The 20,270-nt window shown below is 45.3% G+C and carries 22 protein-coding genes; 16 read left to right on the forward strand and 6 right to left on the reverse strand.

Features of this window, described 5'->3' with window-relative positions; translation table 11 throughout:
- Nucleotides 1-77: 77 nt before the first annotated feature.
- On the reverse strand, nucleotides 78-812 hold the full coding sequence (locus AABA11_RS05585) for a tellurite resistance TerB family protein (RefSeq protein WP_338266125.1): 735 nt from the start codon (nucleotides 810-812) through the stop codon (nucleotides 78-80).
- A gap of 279 nt (nucleotides 813-1,091) precedes the next feature.
- Between AABA11_RS05585 and AABA11_RS05590 the strand changes: the two genes are divergently transcribed.
- The 4 genes from AABA11_RS05590 to AABA11_RS05605 all read left to right on the forward strand — a co-directional run bounded on the left by AABA11_RS05590 (nucleotide 1,092) and on the right by AABA11_RS05605 (nucleotide 4,082).
- Complete coding sequence (locus AABA11_RS05590; RefSeq protein WP_338266126.1) at nucleotides 1,092-1,532, forward strand: DUF1499 domain-containing protein; 441 nt, start codon at nucleotides 1,092-1,094, stop codon at nucleotides 1,530-1,532.
- A 66-nt stretch (nucleotides 1,533-1,598) separates the two neighbouring features.
- Nucleotides 1,599-1,844, forward strand: a complete 246-nt coding sequence (locus tag AABA11_RS05595; protein WP_265728972.1) for a DUF1294 domain-containing protein — start codon at nucleotides 1,599-1,601, stop codon at nucleotides 1,842-1,844.
- A 151-nt stretch (nucleotides 1,845-1,995) separates the two neighbouring features.
- Complete coding sequence (locus AABA11_RS05600) at nucleotides 1,996-2,874, forward strand: diguanylate cyclase domain-containing protein (RefSeq protein ID WP_265728960.1); 879 nt, start codon at nucleotides 1,996-1,998, stop codon at nucleotides 2,872-2,874.
- A 209-nt stretch (nucleotides 2,875-3,083) separates the two neighbouring features.
- Nucleotides 3,084-4,082, forward strand: coding sequence for a branched-chain amino acid aminotransferase (locus AABA11_RS05605; protein ID WP_338266129.1), 999 nt, complete (start codon nucleotides 3,084-3,086; stop codon nucleotides 4,080-4,082).
- 109 nt (nucleotides 4,083-4,191) lie between these two features.
- Here AABA11_RS05605 and AABA11_RS05610 read toward each other — a convergent pair whose 3' ends face one another.
- Nucleotides 4,192-4,713, reverse strand: coding sequence for a hypothetical protein (locus AABA11_RS05610; RefSeq protein WP_338266131.1), 522 nt, complete (start codon nucleotides 4,711-4,713; stop codon nucleotides 4,192-4,194).
- 221 nt (nucleotides 4,714-4,934) lie between these two features.
- Between AABA11_RS05610 and AABA11_RS05615 the strand changes: the two genes are divergently transcribed.
- Nucleotides 4,935-5,213, forward strand: a complete 279-nt coding sequence (locus tag AABA11_RS05615) for a hypothetical protein (RefSeq protein WP_265728964.1) — start codon at nucleotides 4,935-4,937, stop codon at nucleotides 5,211-5,213.
- 67 nt (nucleotides 5,214-5,280) lie between these two features.
- Here AABA11_RS05615 and AABA11_RS05620 read toward each other — a convergent pair whose 3' ends face one another.
- Nucleotides 5,281-5,790, reverse strand: coding sequence for a CpxP family protein (locus AABA11_RS05620; RefSeq protein ID WP_338266134.1), 510 nt, complete (start codon nucleotides 5,788-5,790; stop codon nucleotides 5,281-5,283).
- Nucleotides 5,791-5,987: 197 nt separating this feature from the next.
- Between AABA11_RS05620 and AABA11_RS05625 the strand changes: the two genes are divergently transcribed.
- From AABA11_RS05625 to AABA11_RS05635, 3 genes are all read left to right on the forward strand, one after another.
- The gene (locus AABA11_RS05625) at nucleotides 5,988-6,674 is read left to right on the forward strand and encodes a response regulator (RefSeq protein ID WP_265728966.1); all 687 of its coding nucleotides are present in this window, start codon (nucleotides 5,988-5,990) and stop codon (nucleotides 6,672-6,674) included.
- Entirely contained in the window at nucleotides 6,674-8,062 is a 1,389-nt protein-coding gene (gene cpxA / locus AABA11_RS05630; RefSeq protein WP_338266137.1) for an envelope stress sensor histidine kinase CpxA, read from the forward strand. Before AABA11_RS05625 ends, cpxA begins: the two co-directional genes overlap by 1 nt.
- Before the next feature lie 117 nt (nucleotides 8,063-8,179).
- Complete coding sequence (locus AABA11_RS05635) at nucleotides 8,180-8,401, forward strand: hypothetical protein (protein WP_265727549.1); 222 nt, start codon at nucleotides 8,180-8,182, stop codon at nucleotides 8,399-8,401.
- 1 nt (nucleotide 8,402) lies between these two features.
- Here AABA11_RS05635 and AABA11_RS05640 read toward each other — a convergent pair whose 3' ends face one another.
- From AABA11_RS05640 to AABA11_RS05650, 3 genes are all read right to left on the reverse strand, one after another.
- Entirely contained in the window at nucleotides 8,403-9,164 is a 762-nt protein-coding gene (locus tag AABA11_RS05640) for a class I SAM-dependent DNA methyltransferase (RefSeq protein WP_338266139.1), read from the reverse strand.
- A 191-nt stretch (nucleotides 9,165-9,355) separates the two neighbouring features.
- Nucleotides 9,356-10,648 carry an NCS2 family permease gene (locus AABA11_RS05645; RefSeq protein WP_338266142.1) on the reverse strand — a complete coding sequence of 431 codons (1,293 nt, stop codon included), beginning with the start codon at nucleotides 10,646-10,648 and terminating at the stop codon, nucleotides 9,356-9,358.
- Nucleotides 10,649-10,908: 260 nt separating this feature from the next.
- A complete protein-coding gene (locus AABA11_RS05650) occupies nucleotides 10,909-11,769 on the reverse strand; it encodes a TraB/GumN family protein (protein ID WP_338266144.1) in 861 nt (286 codons plus the stop codon).
- Nucleotides 11,770-11,990: 221 nt separating this feature from the next.
- On the opposite strand from AABA11_RS05650, the gene AABA11_RS05655 reads away from it, so the two are divergent.
- The 8 genes from AABA11_RS05655 to AABA11_RS05690 all read left to right on the forward strand — a co-directional run bounded on the left by AABA11_RS05655 (nucleotide 11,991) and on the right by AABA11_RS05690 (nucleotide 20,245).
- Complete coding sequence (locus AABA11_RS05655; RefSeq protein ID WP_338266146.1) at nucleotides 11,991-12,518, forward strand: TrmH family RNA methyltransferase; 528 nt, start codon at nucleotides 11,991-11,993, stop codon at nucleotides 12,516-12,518.
- Between the two features lie 237 nt (nucleotides 12,519-12,755).
- A complete protein-coding gene (locus AABA11_RS05660; RefSeq protein WP_338266147.1) occupies nucleotides 12,756-13,508 on the forward strand; it encodes a DUF481 domain-containing protein in 753 nt (250 codons plus the stop codon).
- A 52-nt stretch (nucleotides 13,509-13,560) separates the two neighbouring features.
- On the forward strand, nucleotides 13,561-14,649 hold the full coding sequence (locus AABA11_RS05665; RefSeq protein WP_338266149.1) for a CobW family GTP-binding protein: 1,089 nt from the start codon (nucleotides 13,561-13,563) through the stop codon (nucleotides 14,647-14,649).
- 213 nt (nucleotides 14,650-14,862) lie between these two features.
- Nucleotides 14,863-16,668, forward strand: a complete 1,806-nt coding sequence (locus AABA11_RS05670) for an acyl-CoA dehydrogenase C-terminal domain-containing protein (protein WP_338266150.1) — start codon at nucleotides 14,863-14,865, stop codon at nucleotides 16,666-16,668.
- 97 nt (nucleotides 16,669-16,765) lie between these two features.
- Entirely contained in the window at nucleotides 16,766-17,080 is a 315-nt protein-coding gene (locus AABA11_RS05675) for an SCP2 sterol-binding domain-containing protein (protein ID WP_338266152.1), read from the forward strand.
- A 104-nt stretch (nucleotides 17,081-17,184) separates the two neighbouring features.
- Nucleotides 17,185-18,879, forward strand: coding sequence for an AMP-binding protein (locus tag AABA11_RS05680; protein ID WP_265727542.1), 1,695 nt, complete (start codon nucleotides 17,185-17,187; stop codon nucleotides 18,877-18,879).
- 50 nt (nucleotides 18,880-18,929) lie between these two features.
- Complete coding sequence (locus AABA11_RS05685) at nucleotides 18,930-19,493, forward strand: DUF2889 domain-containing protein (protein ID WP_265727541.1); 564 nt, start codon at nucleotides 18,930-18,932, stop codon at nucleotides 19,491-19,493.
- The gene (locus AABA11_RS05690; protein ID WP_338266156.1) at nucleotides 19,493-20,245 is read left to right on the forward strand and encodes an enoyl-CoA hydratase-related protein; all 753 of its coding nucleotides are present in this window, start codon (nucleotides 19,493-19,495) and stop codon (nucleotides 20,243-20,245) included. Before AABA11_RS05685 ends, AABA11_RS05690 begins: the two co-directional genes overlap by 1 nt.
- The last annotated feature ends 25 nt before the right edge of the window (nucleotides 20,246-20,270 follow it).

A 20,270-nucleotide genomic window follows, 5' to 3' on the forward strand; every position in this document is an offset into this window, starting at 1 on the left:
GTCTTTCTTAGGGCGCTCTGGTTTTTTCAGAGCGCCTTTTTAGAACGTGTTTTGCGGTGTTATAGCCTTTTGCTTTGCTAAGGTGTTTGCAGATCTTTCACTTCATATTCGATGTTTTGGCGTAAATCCATTGGCAAATGCAATGCGTCTCCTAGTCTGTCTAGGTAGCGTCGTTCTTCGTCGGTATCGATATCAACCGCGAGTAAGGAGACTAGGTAAATTTCTGTGGCCTGTTCTTCGTTTTCAGATAGACGAGCGATTGCGATAGGGTCGCTGGTTGCGCGCAGTTGTTCTACTAAGAATTGTTGTTCTTCTTTGCCAATCCCTAGGTCTTTGATTTGTTGTTCAATTCGAGTGCGTTCTGTCGCGTCGATATGGCCGTCTGCTTTGGCGGCGCTGATCATGGCTTTGATTAGTATGAGGTGTGTATTTTGTGTTTGCTTGCTCGGTTGTTCTTCAGCGAGGTCGAATATGCTGCCAGTTGGGACATCTGGCAGGGTATTAGCCGAATCTGAGTGAACGCTCTTCTTGGGCATTGCTGGAGCGGTTTGTGCTGTGGTTTGGTTCTCTTTATGGTCACGCCAAGCCTTGTAAGCGATTCCGCCAACCGCTGCCATGCCTCCATATTTGATAGCTTTACCGCCCATTTTTCGGGCTTTTTTGTTGGTTAATAACATGGCGGCTAATCCGCCAGCTGCAGCGCCTCCCAAAAGCCCACCGGGCATAGAGCCAGATTTTGCTTTGGTGACGACTTGGTCAATTCCTGAGCCTGTAGAGCCCATAATGCTGCTTAGCAGTGAGTTGATACTCATGATTAATAACCTCCAATTTATTTATCTGTTTTTTATCAGACTGGAGAAGCGTGGGAGAGTTCATCTTTGGTGGTTTTGTTCCCTTTCTTTTACTCTTTAATTACGTTATTCAAGGGAAGTAAGTCGATGACTTATCTGCGTTAATCTAATAAAAAGAGTGGCTTTGCGATGTGTTATTGAGCATGAAATTTATTGTTAGTCTCGGTCAGAGGGCGTTGTTGGTGGTTGTGACCTGAGATGGCTTCTGTGTTTCTTTGGTTTCATGCATTAAGGTTGGGTATGTTGACGAGAACGTTTTTATGTTTATGGGTGTGTATTTTATTGCAGGGGTGTTCAAGTAATATGCCGAATTTAGGGGTTACAAATGGGAAGTTGGCGGCTTGTCCGAGTTCGCCAAACTGTGTGAGCAGTCAGGCCGAGGGCAAACATTTTATTGAGCCTTTGGTGGTTAAAGGAACCAATGCTGAAGCTCATGAAAAGGTCGTTGCGGCAATTGATTCGTTGAAGCGAGTAAAGGTGGTGACGAGAGAAGAGCGTTATATTCATGCTGAGTTTACGTCGGTGGTGTTTCGCTTTGTGGACGATGTGGAGTTTCTGTTCTTGGAAGAGCATGACGGAGACGTTGTTATCGATATTCGCTCGGCGTCTCGGGTAGGGCATTCCGACTTTGGTGTGAATCGAAAACGTATGGAGGCTATTCGTCGTACATTGAATGAATAGCGTGTGTTTTGTTTAACCGGTTATAGCATGTTTATTTTTGTTTTGTTGTTTTCGTTTTATGGCCTGATGGGGCTTGTCACTTTCTGTTTTTACTGCGTCGATAAATCAGCGGCAAAGCATGGTAGGCAACGTGTTCGAGAGTCAACCTTGCATTGGTTGTCATTTTTTGGTGGCTGGTGTGGTGCTTTGTTAGGACAGAGGGTGTTTCGTCATAAGACGAAGAAACGACGATTTCGATTCGTTTTCTGGGTAACTGTGATTCTGAATGTCATGATTTTATCGTACGGTGTGTATTTTATGTCTGGGTTTTAGGTTGTGTTGCGAGAAATGTGGACATAAATGCAGCGATTAAGTGAATTTATTCAGTATCCGGCCGTTAATTCTATTATGAGTGTAGTGGCTTCGTGTTTTGTCTTCTACAATCTTAGTGAAATATTACATGTATGTTTAGGTGCGTTTTTTTATGAAAAACAATGCTGTATCCATTGATATTGCTGATGTGATGGAACTGATGTTAGACGCGGTTTGTGTTGTCGACCGTGATGGGTATTTTGTTTTTGTGAGTGCCGCATTTGAACGCATGTTTGGCTATGCGCCAAGTGACGTGATTGGTCAGCCGATGGTGAATATGGTCTATGAAGAAGACAGGGTGGAGACATTAGAAACGGTTGATACCATCATTTCTGGGCAAGTTCAGCCACGTTTCGAAAACCGCTGGGTTCGTAAAGACGGTAAGGTTGTGAATGTACTTTGGTCTGCAAGGTGGTCCGAAGAGCATCAAGTCCGCATTGCTGTTGCACACGATATTACGGAACGCAAAGAGATGGAAGCGCGGCTGTTGTACGCGGCGGGTCATGATGATTTAACCTGTTTGCCGAATCGCACGTTGCTTTTGGATCGCCTACAAACGGCTTTGACGTTGGCGGATCGTGAACAAGTGGGGTTGTCGGTGTTGTTCATTGATATTGATGGGTTCAAAGATGTGAATGACCTTCGTGGACATGCAGTAGGGGACTTATTATTACAACAAATAGCCGAAAGATTGGGGGCTTGTGTGCGCAAGTCGGATACGGTTGGGCGTTTGGGTGGTGATGAGTTTCTGATCATTTTAAACAAAGCGAGCACATTAGAGGGCATGGCGTTGGTTGCTGAGAAAATTCGTGCAGAGTTAGGCCGAGCTTTCGTGATTGATGGTGTGGAATCTCGAGTGTCGGCGAGTATTGGCGCAGCACGTTACCCTGAAGACGGAAAAGCGCCATTGGCGTTAGTTCAGTCCGCCGATAAAGCAATGTATGTGGCTAAAAATGACGGCGGTGATCAAGTTGTGTTGGCCACATCTTAACGGTGTTTTGAGTCTTTGTTTCACTTCTAAATTAGCAAATATACTGGAAATATCCCTTTCATTCGGTTTGATATTGACGATTTACTTTCTTCGCGCCGATTTCCGTTTTACTATCAGGAGATTGGCTCGTAAGCAAATATAGAGTCCTGATGATGCTGGTTTGATCGCCAGTATTACTCGTAATCATTTAACTTTCATAGGAAACAATAATGGCGGCTTTTGGTAGCGTGTTTATGCCTAAGATGGCATTGGCAACATTCGAAAATAATCAATGGAGTGAAGCAAGTATTGTTGGATCGGACAGCATTCAATTGCATCCTGGTGCGCATGTTTTACATTACTCAAGTACTTGCTTTGAAGGGTTGAAAGCCTTTCGCCACGAAGATAGCAGCGTGCACGTGTTTCGAATGGACCAAAACATTAAGCGTCTAGCACAAAGCAGCCGTTTGTTGTCTCTACCTACGTTAGATGAAGAACAAGTCGCTAAAATGATTTTAGATGTGGTTGCTGAATATGGCAGCGATGTTCCTGAGCCACCTGGGTCTATGTATATTCGCCCAACTCATATTGGGACTGAAGCTGCAGTGGGTAAAGCCGCTGCGCCAACAGCAACGTCTATGCTGTACGTTTTGTTGTCTCCAGTAGGTGATTACTTCACGGGCGGTGCGAAAGCGTTGCGTCTTCTATTGGATGAAACCGGCATGCGTTGTGCGCCACACATGGGCATGATCAAAAGCGGCGGTAACTACGCCAGTGCTTTGGGTCCTATGATGAAGGCGAAAGCAGAAGTTCAAGCGGATCAAATTTTGTTCTGTCCAAACGGCGACGTACAAGAAACCGGCGCAGCAAACTTTTTGTTGATCGACGGGAACGAAATCATCACCAAAGGGTTGGATTCCTCTTTCCTACACGGTGTGACACGTTCTTCTATTTTAACCCTTGCGGCCGATTTAGGCATGACTGTGACAGAGCGTGACTTGACGGTAACTGAGTTGCTAGAACGCTCAGCTAAGCCTGAGGTCGAAGCGGTTCTGTCTGGTACGGCAGCGGTATTAACGTCTGTGGGTACGTTTATTCATAACGATAAAGAGTACAAAGTGGGCACTGGCGAGCCAGGACCTATCGCTCAAAAACTTCGCCAAGCATTGAATGATATTCAATGGGGCAAAGCAGAAGACAAGCACAACTGGCTAACAAAAGTGTGCTAAGTGTTCTGTCGTGAAGTTGTTTTAGAATGACGAAAAAAGGGTTAAAGCTAAGTGCTTTAACCCTTTTTTTTATGGCCTTCAACACGGACGGTCTTTAAACCATGCGGTGCTAGAAGCTCAACCGAGCTGTTGCCGACATAATGTTGTAGTTGTCTGCCACGGCATAGTTTCCTGACACAGAGAAGTTTTGTGTTAAATAATAGCCTAATGATAGTTTGGTATTGTCTCGGCCATCTTGGTCTGAGTACATAGTATGCGACAACCTCACTTCAAGACGATCTGAAATCGTGCTGTTTATGCCCACTCTAAAACTGATATCTGAATCTTCATCATCATAATCGTTATAGTGAACCAGCCCATAGATATTGCTGGCACTGCCTAAGTCAATTGAAGCCCCGATGCCTAATTTTAAAATATCGAAATCGTTGAGATCGATGGATTCCACTGAAATGAGCGGAAGGATGGGCGTTTCAATTGAGGCGGTAAAAGCAGAATAATCACCGCTGCTAGAACTGGAGTCATAGTCTACGGTGCCTATGGAATAATCCACGTAGGTCATTGAAGAAGCATTTGCATTCATGGATAGGCATATTGCCGTTGCTGCAATTCCTGCTGCCATTATTCTTTTCATGATTTTCTCCGTTAATTGAATAAATGAGAATGAGCATCAAGTTTAAGTTTTTTCCTTACCTTTACCCAATCGGTTGGTTTCGGTCGAAGTTTAATCAAAAAAGTGTAAAGTTTTTGCGGCTCCGAGCGTATTTTTCGCTAGGGTGATGATATAAAAGACATTCTACTAAACGAAATGTTGTGGTGAGCGCATGTTGGCTCTTACAGTAAAAAGAAGGTTTTATGAAAGAAACAATGAGAAAACTCTGTGCGCCAGTGTTGAGTATGTTCGAATCGGGTGATGGTGAATATGAATATAAACAGTCCCATCGTACCATTCTGATTGTATTGGGGCTGCTTTGTTTGGTGATCGGCTCGGCCTCTGTCGCAGTGACTCTGGTGACAGGTGAACCTGCGGGGGTGATTCCTATTTTGTTGTTTATGCTGACGGGGTTGGTGTGTGAAATCGTTGGTTTGCTTGGCTCAGATCGCGCCGTTGCTCGAATCTGGAAGCGCAGTTAAGCCTTCTGATTTCGATGTGGACTAAACGAAAAAACGGCCATCAGGCCGTTTTTGTTGTGAAGGTAGATTATTTACGATCTTTGCCTTTGTGACGCGGCTTATCATTACCGCAATCTTCTTGTTGTTCTTTCTGTAGTTCAACGAATTTTGCTTTTTGCTCTGGCGTTAAAATGCTTAGCATTTTATGTTGTTTGCTGAGCATGTCTACTTGACGTTCTACTTGTTGGTTAGAGAATTCTTGTGCAATCGCCGTTGCTTTCGCTGGGTCAAATTTGTCTGCCATCAACAGGGCGTTGATTTTATTAGCCCGCTCGTCTCGCATTTCATCGCGTTGCTCCGCATTGTCTTCAAAACGTTGTTTCATTTCGTCTTTACTGGCTTGGCGAAGCGTTTTGAACTGGTCCTTTTGTGCGTCGGTTAGATCCAACTCTTTCATCATGCCACGGTCAAAACCCGGTCCAGGGCGGCACTCTTCATGTGACCCTCTGTGGTCTTTCCCACCGAAAGCAAATGCATTAGAGCTGATGACTAGAGGCAAAACAACAGACGCTAAAATCAATTTTTTGGACATTTTCATAGTCTTTTCCTTCCACATTGGTTGGGGGGTAGTGTTATTAAATACTGCGCTCTGAACGCATAGGGGTAGAATAGAGGTTGTAAAGTAAAGTGACGTCTTTGGAAGGTAAAGTATCGTAAAGGCTACGTCGTAAGCGGTTTTTCAACGTAAAATACGATTTATCGATTTGTTTATTACTCTGGTTTTAGGAATGTCTCATGCCTCATATTTTAATCATTGATGACGATATTGAATTGAGTGATTTGCTCAAGGAAGTTTTGTCTTTTGAAAATTGCGCGGTGTCAGTGGCTTATGATGGCGTGGAAGGGCTGGCAGCGATGAGCGACAGCGTGGATCTGGTTTTGCTTGACGTGATGATGCCTAAATTAAACGGCTTTGAAACACTGAAGCAATTACGAGAAAAGTGGGACGTCCCAGTGTTGATGTTGACCGCCAAAGGCGAAGAGATTGATCGTGTGGTTGGGTTAGAGTTAGGCGCCGATGATTACTTGCCTAAGCCATTTAGCGAACGCGAATTGTTGGCACGTATCCGAGCCATTCTTCGAAGAACGCAAGCCAGTAACGGGCAAGCGCAAAACGATTTTGTGGCATACCGAGACGTTAAGTTGTACCCAGGGCGATTAGAAGCCTTTTGCAACGGCGATGTATTGGATTTAACCAGTACTGAGTTTGCGCTGCTGCATTATTTCTTACTCCATCCAGGAAAAGTATTGACCAAAGAGGAGCTGAGTTTGGACGTATTGGGCAAGCGCTTGGCAGCATTTGACCGAGCCATTGATATGCATGTTTCTAATTTGCGAAAAAAACTGCCGGATTGGCCAAGTGGTAAGCCGCGCATTAAGACATTGCGTGGTCGCGGTTATTTGCTGGTGGAGGGCGAATAATGAAGTTGCCTAAAATAACCAGCCTGTACGGGCGTATTTTTGCGATTTTCTGGTTCACTATGTTTTTGGTGGTGCTGGTGGTATTGGCTTTACCGCACTTTGATCCGCGAAAAAGTCGTGATATTGACCCGCCTCATTACGAGCAAATGTTGCAAATACGAGATCGTGCAGAGCAGATTTTTGCTTCGGCTCCAGATTTGGCATCCGTATTGATGAGTCTAGAAGGGCGTTCTCATCGAGGTGATGACAAAAATAAATTAAGTTTATTTATTACCGATTTAGACGGAAACATTCTGACGTCTGAGCGTCGTCCTGATTTTTCATTTAAGGCGCTGCGTAACTTTACCACCACGATTGAAAACCCTAACAACCCGCAACAAAAACTGTATGGCAAAATGATGATTTCAGGGCCACTTCCTGTGCGATTGGCCAATCAAGATTACTTTTTGTACATCGGTACTCGTTGGGGCGAGCCACCTAATTTCTTGTTGCAGCTGTTTGATCATCCGTTTCGTTTATTGTTGGCTGTTATGTTGGTGAGTACGCCGTTGTTGCTCTGGCTAGCGTGGGCACTGAGTCAGCCTGCAAGACGTTTAGAGCGCGCCGCACAACGTGTGGCGAAAGGGGTGTTTGAAATCGATCCAGAATTAGAGAAGGGCACATCTGAATTCCGCCAAGCGGGCGCCAGTTTTAACCAAATGGTTGAAGCGGTGAATATGATGATTTCTCGCCAGCAACGCTTGTTGTCGGATATTTCTCATGAGTTACGATCTCCATTAACGCGACTGAGAATGGCGCAGGCGTTAGCAAACAGAAAATTGGGAGATAGTCCAGACTTGGCACGCATTGATACAGAAGCCCAACGACTTGAGCAAATGATTGGCAAGCTGCTGGAATTGTCCAGCGTGCAAGTAGACAGTCATTTAAATAGAGAAGCTCAACCTTTATCGAGCTTGTGTGATGCCTTGTTGGAAGACAGTCAATTCGAAGCCGAGCAAATGGGCAAAATACTGACGGTGACAGACGTGCCAGAGCGGTTGATGACCTGTCATCCTGAGTTGTTAATGAGTGCGTTGGAAAACATTATTCGCAATGCCATTCACTACGGTAAACATCAGATACAGGTGTCGTTACAAGCCAAAGGCGATGTTCTGCTACTGCAAGTAGAAGACGACGGTGATGGTGTGCCAGAGGATGAATTGGATTCGATATTTCGACCTTTTTACCGGGTGTCTACTGCACGAGATCGACACAGTGGTGGCGCGGGGCTGGGCTTGGCCATCGCTGAAAATGCCATTCGCCAACATCAAGGAAGTATCCGTGCGGCTCGCAGTGCGTTGGGCGGTTTGTTGGTTGAGGTCACGTTGCCCTTGCTGAGCGAGCCATGATTTTAGGTTTTAGGGAAAGCATTAGTGGACAAAGCGAAGAAGCCAGAGCATATTAGAAGCTCTTCGTTCTTGTCCATTCAGTCATATGGGCATTTTCTCTACTATTTTAGGAAATACATGATCAATACAGCAAAAGAGTTTCTATTACAGCGCATTTGCATTTTTGCCAGCCAAACCTTCGATCCAAACTCAGATTCACAAGTGGTTGGATTACTAAAGAGCAAATTTAACATTCGTTTGCCGCAACGACGTTCTATTAATGAATCCCTGTCTTCCACCGTAAGCGACCATGAAATCGTTGGACTGATTTTAAAATACCGCGCGATGTGCGAAAAATAAGTCAGATTTCCCCTTCGTTGTCTTTTTTTACGCAGACAAAAATCGCATTGCCCGACTGTTGATTCCAAGCCACGATTTTATCGTGCTCGTGTTCAAACACATGAACGTCAAAGTATGGTGCTAAGAGAGCGAGTAGTTCGGCAAAGCCGATGGCAACCATAGGATGTTCATCGTTCCAGCGCTGAGTATGATTCGAATCGGCCTTTTCAATGCTTAATTTGAGTGTTTGTTTTTCACCTTCGCCACGGTAAAACCAAGAAGAACCAAACGAAAATACACTGTTTTCAACATGGACGCTGTGTTTTGCCGATAAGTCATTGTCTATGTGGTTTTTATCGACCGAGTTGAAGCAGAAAACCCCATTGGCGCTGAGTGCAGAGTGCACACTACGAATGCAGTCAGTGAGGTGTTTTATGTCGCCGCTGTAATGAATGGAGTACAAAAAGCAGGTGATGAAGTCGTAAGGCGTATCTATCTCAAAATCGCACATGTTGCCGAGCGTGAAATCCGCCTCAGGGCAGCGCTGCTTAGCCAGATCCAGCATAGGCTGATTAATATCCAATCCACTGCATTGATATCCCTCTTGTAGAAGGTATTGAATATGTGGCCCGGTGCCACACGCTAAGTCTAAATGCCGTGTCCCGCCATTCCCGAAAATCTGCTGAAGTCGATGTGCGCTGTTACTTTGAGCGCGGTAGTTGATATCAGCACACATTAAATCGTAGTAGCCAGATAGGTCCGTATAGAGCGCATTGTCAGACATGTATTCTTCACTTGGAGGGGGCGTAAAATCGATGGCGCATCATATAGCAGATCGTCGTTTTTGCGAAGCCGAAAAAAGCGTTTTGGTGATATTAGAGTCGATGTGATTAAGGGTTGTTGCAGATAAAACAAAAACGGGAACAAAGTGACCTTTGTTCCCGTTTTTGATGGTGTGTATCTTGTAGTCTTTATTTAAACAAAAATAAAGAACTTAGCGATAAACAACGCCGCCAGTAGGTATACCGCGACACCCACTTGTTTGCCTTGACCAGACAACAATTTGATCACCGCGTAGCTGATGAACGACAAAGCAATGCCATCGGCGATTGAGTAAGTTAATGGCATTGTGAACGCAGCAATCAGTACCGGTGCGGCTTCGGTAATGTCATCCCAATCCACATGGGAAAGACTGCTTGTCATTAGAACAGCAACGTACATTAAGGCGCCAGCCGTCGCGTAAGCTGGAATAGAACCTGCCAATGGTGAGAAGAATAAACTCAGTAGGAAGAGTAAAGCGACAACAACCGCCGCAAGGCCAGTACGACCACCGGCCGCAACGCCCGACGCACTTTCAATGTAGCTGGTTGTAGACGATGTGCCCAACGCAGCACCAACAACAGTGGCTCCAGAATCCGCTAATAGCGCTTTTTTAAGGCGAGGTAATTTGCCTTCTTTGTCCAGTAATCCACCGCGTTGACCTACCCCAATCAGGGTGCCAGACGTGTCAAATAAATCCACAAAGAAGAAAGCGAAAATGACGCTTAGCATACTAATTTGAAACGCGCCTTCAATGTCCATGGCTAAGAAGGTAGGTGCAATAGAAGGTGGTGCAGAAACCAATCCACCGAATTCATTTTGACCAAATAGCATCGATAAGATAGTCACGAAAATGATGCCGATCATCACGGCACCGGTCACGTTTAGGTACGCCAACGCACAGATGACGAAGAAACCCAATAAACCGTAAATAGCAGAAGGAGAAGAAAGGTCACCCAACGACACCATGGTGGCGGGGTTTTTTACGATAATGCCTGAGTTTTGCAAAGCAATCATCGCTAGGAAAAGACCAATACCTGCCGCAATCCCCAGTTTTAACGACGAAGGAATGGCGTTAATGACCCACTCTCGTATTTTAAAAATACTGATAAAAATGAAAAGAATACCCGACAGGAAGACCGCGCCAAGTGCTTGTTCCCATGTGTAGCCCATGCCTAGAACGACACCGTAAGTAAAGAAAGCATTCAAGCCCATTCCTGGGGCTAAAGCAATGGGATAGTTAGCGTACAGACCCATGATCAAACAACCAATAGCGGCGGCTAAACAGGTTGCGACAAATACGGCACCTTGATCCATGCCGGCTTGGGCAAGAATGGAAGGGTTTACAAAGATGATGTATGCCATGGTAAGGAAGGTGGTGATACCTCCGACAACTTCATTGCGTACATTGGTATTGTGGGCTTTAAGTTGGAAATAACGTTCGAGCATTAGAAAACCTTTTGCTAGCAGGGCAGCGGTATTTGTCACATTGTGAATCCAGCGTTTGGGGAAAAAATTCACAAAAAATACGCCGAGATAAGTTTAGTAACTGATCAATTGGTCAGTAAATCATTTCGGCGGCAAGTATAAAAAAAATGACGTGGTTTGGGGAGCTAAATTGCAATAAATAATCGATTGGTCAGGAATAAAGGGAAAAAACACCTAAGTGGAGGGTGATTTCTCCCTGTTGAGGGTGCTTTATCGACTGACTATAGCCGAGTTACCTTATAGCCGCTGAGTTTGAGTTTCTCTAACACGCTGTCAGGTCCCGCCAGATGCATTGCGCCGACCATGACAAATTCGGTTGTGTCGTTCTCCAGCATGGCTTTAATTTGCGGTACCCATAGGTTGTTTCGTTTTACTAGAAGAGAGTGATAGATTTCTGGGTAGTCTTTTTTAAAGTCATTGAGCTCTATGGCAGCCATGGCTTCTATGTCGCCTTTTCTCCAGCTGTTGCGCAATTTGGTCATGGTATTGGCCATGTCTTTAATGTCATCTAAGGTGTAATTTACCACGGCGTCATTGTCTTGGTCGTTTAAGTCGCTGAGCAAAGCAAGTTGTGCTTCGGGTTCTTCTAGCCACCCTTTGGGCTTGTGGTCCTGCTGTGCTTTTTGCGCGTAAAATTGGTCTACTCCTTCACTGGTAAATCCTAGGTGTTTCAATTCAATCATGCTTAAAGAAATAGCCAGTGCGCTGGGTTTTAGGTTTTGAATGGCGCTAAGAGGAACATGCCGAGTGTTTAAATAGTCTTGCAGAGACTGAAGGGGTGCTGGGGAAAGGACTTGGTCGATCGTGGTGCCATCGTGGTAAGACAGTTCGGATTGCATCTGGCGCTTAAACTGAGGCTGATTTAACGTGTCCATATTGGTTTCAAATACGACTTTATTGGCCGCTTGGTAAGCTTGTTCATATGCCTTTGGCAATGGATAGTCTTGTGGTGTTAGTAAGTGTATGGTGCCGCCAATGTACAGGGTGTGTGTGCCTGAGGTGATTTTCCACACAGAGGCTGCTTGTGTCTGAAACGTCGCGGCCGCGAGCAATGTTAGGCCAAATTTTTTAAGTAAGTTCATGCTGTTTCCTAGCGATTAGGTTAATCGATGGCGTTTTTTTAGCGATTCAGTTTACTCGTCTGTCTGCTCAGTGAAAGCGTTTCGCGTAGGTTGTACTGCTTTTTACTTAATGTTTGCCGGATTTCAGGCGTGCTCGTTGGCTGAAGGAATGCACTTTGAAATGGCGGCTGCGGGGACGAAAAGTGTTATTATTGGTTTTCTTTTTACTATTAATGCAGTGAATGTCGATGACGAATGAGTTTGTGTCCATCGGGTTAACCAACCCAAAAAGTACGTCTAATGTGGGCTCTGTGATGAGAGCCGCTGGGAATTATCAGGTTGACCAAGTGCTGTACTCTGGTTCGCGTTATGACCGTGCGGCCAAAATGTCGACCGACACTAAAAAAGCCAGTTCGTCTATTCCGCTAATCAACATAACAAGTTTGGACGTGGACAGTCTTGTTGATGCGGTGGACGAGGGCACTAAAATTGTGTGTGTTGATTTGATTCAAGGCGCGACGCCGTTACCGCGTTTCGAACACCCAGAAAAAGCCTTGTACATTTTTGGACCTGAGGACGGAACGATAGATCAAAAGACGGTCGATAGGGCTGATTATGTGGTTTTTGTGCCTACGGTTGGGTGCATGAATTTGGCGGCGTCGGTGAATGTGCTGCTTTATGATCGGCTGGCAAAATCGTCCCGAGCGGTGGCTGGGGATGAACTGATTCGTCAAAGCAAAGACGTGAATAACAATGTGAAGGTTCGTTAGTTTAGCCGATAGCTCTATTTGCGTGTGTCAGTAATGTCATTTTTTTATCCATTATTTTTCTTATAGTTAGCAGTAATTTGACTGTGATTAGTCAATATCAATGCAAAAATGTCTCCTACGTCTAACGGTGATTTTAGGTAGGAGACCCACCCTTGTTTTACACCACAAAAATGACGGTTTTCCCTACCTTATTTCGTCGGCCTGTTATTGATTGAGAAAGATAAGGAATCCATCCACATGATGCTTTTAAAGCGAGTCGCGCTGGTTGTTCTTGTTGGAGTGACACCCTGTATTTACGCAGAGGAAGCGCCAAAACCATTGGAGCCTTTGAGTGCCGAATTGGAATTGGGGATGATCTCGATTACCGGTAATACGGAAAGTTCTGCTCTCAAGGGAAAGGCTACGGTCAAGCAAGACTTTAAAGAGTGGAAAGCCAAATATCAATTGGATACCTTGTATAAACGCGGCAGAAGTGACGAAGAATCAGACACAAAAACGATTGCGCATAAGCTGTTTTTGTCGGCTCAAAGTGACTATAAACTCAGTCGCGATAATCGTTCTGTGTTTGTGTATGGTTCCTATACGGATGATCGTTTTAGTGGTTATGAATATCAAAATACGGTGTCGGTTGGGTATTCCGGACGGGTGTTCGGTGATGAGTTTTCGTATTTAGATTACAGTATCGGTCCCGGTTACTCTTTTAGCAAAACCGATGAAGGGAAAGAAGATGAAACAGCCATTGTCCATCTTGAAGTGCAATACGAATATAAAATCAGCCCGAATACAACCTTTCAGCAATCCTTCAGCACCGACGCTGCCATACAAAGTCATAAAAATACCAGTTCGAAATCAGAGACATCCATCAGTATCAAGCTAAGGGACGATTTGAGTATGAAGGCGGCATACAGTTTGGCGCACAATACCCAAGTGTTAGATGAGAATAAAAAAACCGATGGCACCACCAGTGTGATTTTTGCATATACTTTTTAACGCGCATTGATGGTTAAATTGACGCTCTGTACTTGGCTGAGATGTATATAAAATGCGTTATCAAGGAATAAAAGTCACGTTGGTGACGGGCTTTTTAGGCGCTGGGAAAACCACGCTTATTCGTCAAATATTGGCTCAAGCCCCACTTAATGAACGTTGGGCTGTGTTGGTGAATGAATTTGGTGACATTGGTCTAGACAGCGCTTTTTATGCCGATCTTGGGGTGGCCATCAGTGACGTCCCCGGTGGCTGTGTGTGCTGTACGACCTCCGCTGCGTTTCAGCAGGGGCTAAATCAACTTATTCGACGCTATAATCCAGACCGCATTTTTATCGAACCTTCTGGTCTTGGTCATCCTAAGCAAATTATTCAGAAACTACGGAGCGCGGAATATCACGATGTGTTGTTATTGAGTGGTGTGTTCTGTGTACTTGATGCGAGAAGCTTGCAAGACGAGCGATATACGCAACATGCCCTGTTTAAAGACCAAATTGAGTCGGCTGATGGCCTTGTTTTAAGTCATGTTGATCAGTATTCGTCGCGGGATGTCGGCGTGCTCGAACTGTACTTAGAAGCCCTTTCCCTGTCAGAAAAAACGCCCGCCTTGTTTACCTCTAGCCCTCTGGCAATGACGGCTTCTAAATTGACAGACTCTGGGTTGACAGTCTCTGAACTCACGACATTAGAGCTGGATGTTCGATTGGCTAGCTCGCCTTTGACTGAGTTTTCTACCGTAACACAACCCCATGCTGGTCCGCTTTTTGGTGAATCCAATCTTATTGAAAAAGAACAGATACCGCCTTCGATTCAACCCGTATCGCTTAATATTATTGGCCGATGGCATTATCAAAAAAAACAGGATGCCATGCAGGTGTTGGGCTGGCATTGGCCGGTCGGTGAGGATTTTGACGCTGACAAAGTGCTGTTTGTGATGCAAAACATCATGATGGAAATGGGGGTATATCGTGTTAAAGGGGTATTCGCTGTGACAGCAAGCGAGGCGGTTTTTGTCAATGCAGCGAGGGGCGAAATCACCAGCACGCTGTCTGCTTGGCATCAGCCAAGTCGTATGGAAATAATTGGTGATGCAGAAGGTGTTTGGTCGGATAGGGTGCGAAAATACAGTGCTGAGTTGCTTTGATGCGTGAATCATCGATGTATTTTGGTCATTTTTGTAAGGCAATTTCTGAATGATTTGCTTGGTTTGAGTGACGAAATGATGAGTGTGGTCTATTTTGTCATTAACTTTGGCACCTTTTGTTATTGAGAGAAAGTCTCCGATAGAGGAACCTTTCTAGCATTAGAGGTTCCTATTGGAACGGATGGAATAAAAATCAATAAGAGGTCATAGGCCATGCCTGAATATAAAGCACCGTTACGCGACATTAAATTCGTTACTGAAGAAGTTCTCGATTTTCAAGGGCATTATGCAAAGCTACCGGGCGCTGAAGAAGCGACGCCTGACATGGTGGCGGCGATCCTTGAAGAGGGCGCTAAATTTGCCGAACGTGTTCTTTCTCCTCTAAACCGTGTGGGCGATCAGCAAGGTTGCCAATTTAAAGACGGCGTTGTGACTACCCCAGACGGTTTTAAAGAAGCTTATCAGCAATATGTGGAAGGCGGTTGGCCTTCTTTATCTCATCCCGAAGAGATGGGCGGGCAAGGTTTGCCAGATTCACTCGGGATGATTGTGACAGAGATGATCGCCACGTCTAACTGGTCTTGGGGCATGTATCCGGGGCTAAGTCACGGCGCGATGGATACGATTGAGCTGCATGGCACGGATGAACAAAAGCAAACGTATCTGACCAAACTGGTATCGGGCGAATGGACTGGCACTATGTGTCTGACGGAGCCTCATTGTGGTACTGATCTTGGAATGCTGAAAACCAAAGCAGAACCCCAAGGCGATGGTAGCTACGCGATTACTGGCACTAAGATTTTTATCTCTGCGGGTGAGCATGATATGGCGGATAACATTGTTCATATCGTATTGGCTCGTTTACCGGATGCGCCAGCGGGTACAAAAGGCATCTCTTTATTTATCGTACCAAAACACAATGTCGATGACGCAGGTGAAATGGCGGATCGTAACCAAGTGTCTTGTGGTTCTATTGAACACAAGATGGGCATTCATGGTAATGCGACTTGCGTGATGAATTTTGACGGCGCGAAAGGTTTCTTAATCGGTGAAGCCAACCGTGGTTTGAATTGCATGTTTACGTTCATGAATACCGCTCGTCTTGGTACTGCTTTACAAGGCTTGGCACATGCTGAATGGGCATTGCAAAACTCCGTTGCTTACGCGAAAGATCGTCTACAAATGCGTGCGTTGTCTGGCCCAAAAGCGCCAGAAAAAGCCGCTGACCCTATCATTGTTCACCCAGACGTTCGTCGAATGCTGCTTACTCAGAAAGCCTTTGCTGAAGGCGGTCGCGCATTGATTCATTACTGTTCTATGCTGGTAGATACCATGAAGCGTGGTTCTGCAGATGAAAAAGCAGAAGCGGATGAGCTGATGTCTTTACTGACACCCATAGCGAAGGCCTTTTTAACTGAAACAGGGTTTGAAGCGGCAAACCAAGGTCTGCAAGTGTTTGGTGGTCATGGTTTTATTGCCGAATGGGGTATGGAGCAAAACGTACGTGATTGCCGTATTTCCATGTTGTACGAAGGTACTACGGGCATTCAGGCGTTGGATTTATTAGGCCGTAAAGTGTTGATGACACAAGGCGCGACGTTACGTCGCTTCACTAAAATCATCCATAAATTCTGTAAAGAGCATAAAGGCGATAAACGCGTTAAATCTTACATTACCGCCTTGGATAAATTGAACGGCGAGTGGGGCGATGTGACGATGAAAATCGGCATGAAAGCCATGCGTAACAAAGAGGAAGTAGGGGCGGCATCTGTCGATTACTTGATGTTCTCTGGCTATGTTGTCTTAGCGTATTTCTGGGCTCGCATGGCAGTTACTGCGCAAACTAAGTTAGATGAAGGCTCGGATGAAGTGGGTTTCTACACGGCCAAACTGCAAACAGCGACCTTCTATTATGAGCGTTTGTTGCCGCGTACCCGTTCACATGTTGAAGCGATGTTGTCTGGTGCAGATAACTTGTTGGCGATGGATGAAGATAACTTTTTATTCTTAAACGCTTAGCGTAACTGTGTTGAGCAATGAGAGTTTTTGAAAAATTTAACGGTACTGACATTGAGTTCGGTACCTTGTTCAAATAGTTTTTACAGAGGTTAATATCATGAGTGAAGCAAACGCAATTTTTGAAGCCATGTTAGGTCGTTTTGATGCCGATGAAGCCGACGGTATGGAAGCGGTGTTTCAATTTGACTTAGACGATGCTGACAGCTATCACTTAAGTATCGAAGATGGCAAATGTGAGATGGGAACAGGCGAACACGATGACCCAACGGTAACATTGAGTATGGATGTCAAAACACTCAAAGAAGTCATGAGCGGTGAATTAGATGGTATGGCGGCCTTCATGCAGGGTAAAATCCGAGCGGATGGAGACATTATGCTAGCGACGAAACTGACTCAGATTTTCCCATTATAGCGCTGGGTCTAGTATTTTATCGCTCTGAAGCTCAACTGCTATTGTGTAGTTGAGCTTTTGTATTTCCTTAATCTCCTAAATAAAAAAAACAAATGGAGCTTTTTATGTCAACGGATACTCCACTTCATAGCAATACCGACCTTGAAAAAACACCGGGCAGCTATTTGCCGGATTCTTTAAACCCTCATGGTTATCAGTCGTTGCCAGACGTATTGGCATTGGCGAGCAAAAAATTCGCAGACTTGCCGGCTTTTACTAGCGTCGGACGCACTATGACGTATCGTGAGCTGAATGAAAAATCGGATCAATTTGCGGCGTATCTCCAAAACGAGACGGATTTGGTCGCGGGCGACCGAATTGCGGTTCAGCTCCCTAATGTCATTCAATATCCGGTTGTTTTATTTGGCGCGATGAAAGCGGGAATGATTGTGGTGAACACCAACCCGTTGTATACACCAAAAGAACTGGAACATCAGTTCAATGATGCCAATGTGAAGGCATTGGTTGTGTTTGCAAACATGGCGCACAATGTCGGAAAAATCATTGCCAAAACGTCGATAAAACACGTCATCATTACGGAAATTGCGGATTTTCACCCACCAATAAAACGCTTACTTGTTAACTCTATTGTTAAATATGTGAAAAAAATGGTACCTGCTTACCACATTCCAAATGCCATGATGCTGAATGATGTGCTGGAAAAAGGGAAAGGCAAAGCGGTGTCTAAAGTGGCGTGTAAGCCTGAGCAAATTGCGGTTCTGCAATACACCGGCGGCACAACAGGTGTGGCGAAAGGCGCTATGCTGACCCACGCTAATTTAATCTCGAATATGTATCAGCTTAGCTCCAGATTGAAGTCCATTATTGGGGACACGAACGAAATTTACATTGCGCCACTGCCTCTCTATCACATCTATGCCTTCCTGATTCACGGTTTGACCTTGCTGGAGCGCGGTGCTCACAGCGTGCTGATTCCGAACCCAAGAGATTTGCCAGGTTTTGTCAAAGAGTTGAAAAAGTGGCGATTTACCGGTTTTGTCGGTTTGAATACTTTGTTTGTTGGCTTGTGCAATAACGCTGACTTTAAAACGTTGGACTTTTCAAGTCTGAAACTGACCTGTTCTGGCGGAATGCCGTTAACTCATGCCGCAGCCGATGAATGGAAGCGTGTCACTGGGTGTCAGGTGGTAGAAGGATATGGCCTAACGGAAACGTCGCCAGTGGTATCGTTTAACCCAATCGGGCAAGAGCGAATTGGTACGATCGGTTTGCCTGTTGCTGAAACGGACATCAAAATTCAGGGCGATGATGGTGAAGCCTTACCTCAAGGCGAGGCGGGCATGTTATGTGTTCGTGGGCCTCAAGTTATGAAAGGCTATTGGAACCGTGAAGAAGCCACACGTGATGTGATGACCAAAGACGGCTTTTTGATTACGGGTGACATCGCGATGCAGCATCCGGATGGGTATTTGCAGATAGTCGACCGTGCTAAAGACATGATCATCGTCTCTGGGTTTAATGTTTACCCGACAGAAGTAGAGGATTGCTTGTCTTCTCATCCAGCTATTTTGGAGTCCGCTGCCATTGGGGTGCCAGACGACAAGACTGGCGAATCTGTGAAGGCGTTTGTGGTGTTAAAAGCCAATGTCGATTCACTGGATGCGAAGGCGTTGCGTCTTTATTGCAAAGAAAATTTGGCCGCTTATAAAGTGCCAAAATTTGTTGAAGTGCGTAAAGAACTGCCAAAAACCAATGTGGGTAAAGTGCTGCGTCGCGCCTTGCGAGAAGAAAACGCTTAATTTGCCTTTTTGATAGGCACTGTTAAGCAGTATCGACAAGTAGGAGCGCAATGATGTCGCAGGTGAAACGCAAGTTAATGCATCGACGTACGATCGAGTCCTATGGTTATTTGCGAGAAGATGGCGATTGGGATATTGAAGCGACGATGCAGGATTTGAAATCGTACAATGTGAACCGTGAATTTGATGGAAGTTTGGTACCTGAAGGCAGTCCGTTTCATGATATTTCGGTTCGCTTAACATTGGATGACACATTTTTAATAAAAGACGTGTCGGTTTCCATGGACGCCTTTCCGTTTCCGAGCTGTGGTGGTGCTGCCCCCAGTTTTGATGTGCTAAAGGGAACGCGTATTGAGGCGGGATGGAGTCGTTGGTTAAAGCAAACATTCAGTGGAAAAGTGGGCTGTACTCATGTTCTGGAGCTGTTTCCTGTGGCGGCAACCACGGCTTTCCAGACCATGTGGCAGCCATTGGGAGAAAAGTACCCGAAGCAAATTCCTGTTGCACTTAAAAAGTTAGTCAATAGCTGTCACGGTTGGTCCGAAGAAGGGCCAATGGTGCGCAAATTGGTTGAAGAGCAAGTGTTGCATTTACCCTCTAAGGAGAATCAGTAATGAGTGATTTTGTTACTGAAAGTATTGAGTCTGGTATTCAGGTCTTATGCTTTGACCGTGTTGAGAAAAAAAACGCCATCACGCTGGATATGTATCAGGCGTTAACGGACGCTTTGCGTCGAGCCGAGGCAAATCCAGAGATTAAAGTGACACTACTGCACGGTGCGGGAGGTGACTTCTCCTCGGGCAATGACATTAATGAGTTTGTTCAAATCGCTCAAACACCTGAAAAAATGGAAGCTATTATGGCGTTCTTGCAGGTGTTAACCAGCTATAAAAAGCCGCTGATTGCAGGCGTAGAAGGCCGAGCAGTTGGTGTAGGTGCAACCATGTTATTGCATTGTGATCTGGTGCTGGCCTCGCGCGAAGCGCGTTTGCAGTTTCCATTTGTGCAATTGGGGTTGGTTCCTGAAGCAGCATCGAGCCATGTATTACCGCAATTGGTTGGCCATCAAAAAGCGTTCGAAATACTGATTCTGGGTGAGGTTGTTGATGCCACACAGGCTCATGAACTGGGATTGGTAAACCATCTTTGCGAAGAAACAGAAGCGTATAAAGTGGCTTTTCGTTTTGCCGAAAAGGTAGCTGCTTTGCCGGTAGAAGCGGTCGCTTTGAGCAAGGATTTGCTTAAATATCGTGGTCAAGACGACGTGCAAATGGCGCTGATGCGCGAAGGGCGAATCTTCAAGGATCGTCTGCGTTCAAAAGAGGCGCATCAGGCGTTTTCGACATTTTTATCCCGCAACAAATAGCGTCTTCTTTCTGCGTGGTCTTACT

The organism is Marinomonas pontica (assembly GCF_036322735.1).
Lineage (GTDB): Bacteria > Pseudomonadota > Gammaproteobacteria > Pseudomonadales > Marinomonadaceae > Marinomonas > Marinomonas pontica.

Bases quoted from the DNA above. Each gene is read 5' to 3' on its own strand.
- AABA11_RS05680 (WP_265727542.1), top strand. From the start codon at position 17,185: ATGTCAACGGATACTCCACTTCATAGCAATACCGACCTTGAAAAAACA.
- AABA11_RS05590 (WP_338266126.1), top strand. From the start codon at position 1,092: ATGTTGACGAGAACGTTTTTATGTTTATGGGTGTGTATTTTATTGCAG.
- AABA11_RS05620 (WP_338266134.1), bottom strand. From the start codon at position 5,790: ATGAAAATGTCCAAAAAATTGATTTTAGCGTCTGTTGTTTTGCCTCTA.
- AABA11_RS05640 (WP_338266139.1), bottom strand. From the start codon at position 9,164: ATGTCTGACAATGCGCTCTATACGGACCTATCTGGCTACTACGATTTA.
- AABA11_RS05610 (WP_338266131.1), bottom strand. From the start codon at position 4,713: ATGAAAAGAATAATGGCAGCAGGAATTGCAGCAACGGCAATATGCCTA.
- AABA11_RS05665 (WP_338266149.1), top strand. From the start codon at position 13,561: ATGCGTTATCAAGGAATAAAAGTCACGTTGGTGACGGGCTTTTTAGGC.
- AABA11_RS05600 (WP_265728960.1), top strand. From the start codon at position 1,996: ATGAAAAACAATGCTGTATCCATTGATATTGCTGATGTGATGGAACTG.
- AABA11_RS05650 (WP_338266144.1), bottom strand. From the start codon at position 11,769: ATGAACTTACTTAAAAAATTTGGCCTAACATTGCTCGCGGCCGCGACG.
- AABA11_RS05635 (WP_265727549.1), top strand. From the start codon at position 8,180: ATGATCAATACAGCAAAAGAGTTTCTATTACAGCGCATTTGCATTTTT.
- AABA11_RS05670 (WP_338266150.1), top strand. From the start codon at position 14,863: ATGCCTGAATATAAAGCACCGTTACGCGACATTAAATTCGTTACTGAA.
- AABA11_RS05645 (WP_338266142.1), bottom strand. From the start codon at position 10,648: ATGCTCGAACGTTATTTCCAACTTAAAGCCCACAATACCAATGTACGC.
- AABA11_RS05595 (WP_265728972.1), top strand. From the start codon at position 1,599: ATGGGGCTTGTCACTTTCTGTTTTTACTGCGTCGATAAATCAGCGGCA.
- AABA11_RS05585 (WP_338266125.1), bottom strand. From the start codon at position 812: ATGAGTATCAACTCACTGCTAAGCAGCATTATGGGCTCTACAGGCTCA.
- AABA11_RS05685 (WP_265727541.1), top strand. From the start codon at position 18,930: ATGATGTCGCAGGTGAAACGCAAGTTAATGCATCGACGTACGATCGAG.
- AABA11_RS05660 (WP_338266147.1), top strand. From the start codon at position 12,756: ATGATGCTTTTAAAGCGAGTCGCGCTGGTTGTTCTTGTTGGAGTGACA.
- AABA11_RS05605 (WP_338266129.1), top strand. From the start codon at position 3,084: ATGGCGGCTTTTGGTAGCGTGTTTATGCCTAAGATGGCATTGGCAACA.
- AABA11_RS05675 (WP_338266152.1), top strand. From the start codon at position 16,766: ATGAGTGAAGCAAACGCAATTTTTGAAGCCATGTTAGGTCGTTTTGAT.
- AABA11_RS05690 (WP_338266156.1), top strand. From the start codon at position 19,493: ATGAGTGATTTTGTTACTGAAAGTATTGAGTCTGGTATTCAGGTCTTA.
- AABA11_RS05615 (WP_265728964.1), top strand. From the start codon at position 4,935: ATGAAAGAAACAATGAGAAAACTCTGTGCGCCAGTGTTGAGTATGTTC.
- AABA11_RS05625 (WP_265728966.1), top strand. From the start codon at position 5,988: ATGCCTCATATTTTAATCATTGATGACGATATTGAATTGAGTGATTTG.
- cpxA (WP_338266137.1), top strand. From the start codon at position 6,674: ATGAAGTTGCCTAAAATAACCAGCCTGTACGGGCGTATTTTTGCGATT.
- AABA11_RS05655 (WP_338266146.1), top strand. From the start codon at position 11,991: ATGTCGATGACGAATGAGTTTGTGTCCATCGGGTTAACCAACCCAAAA.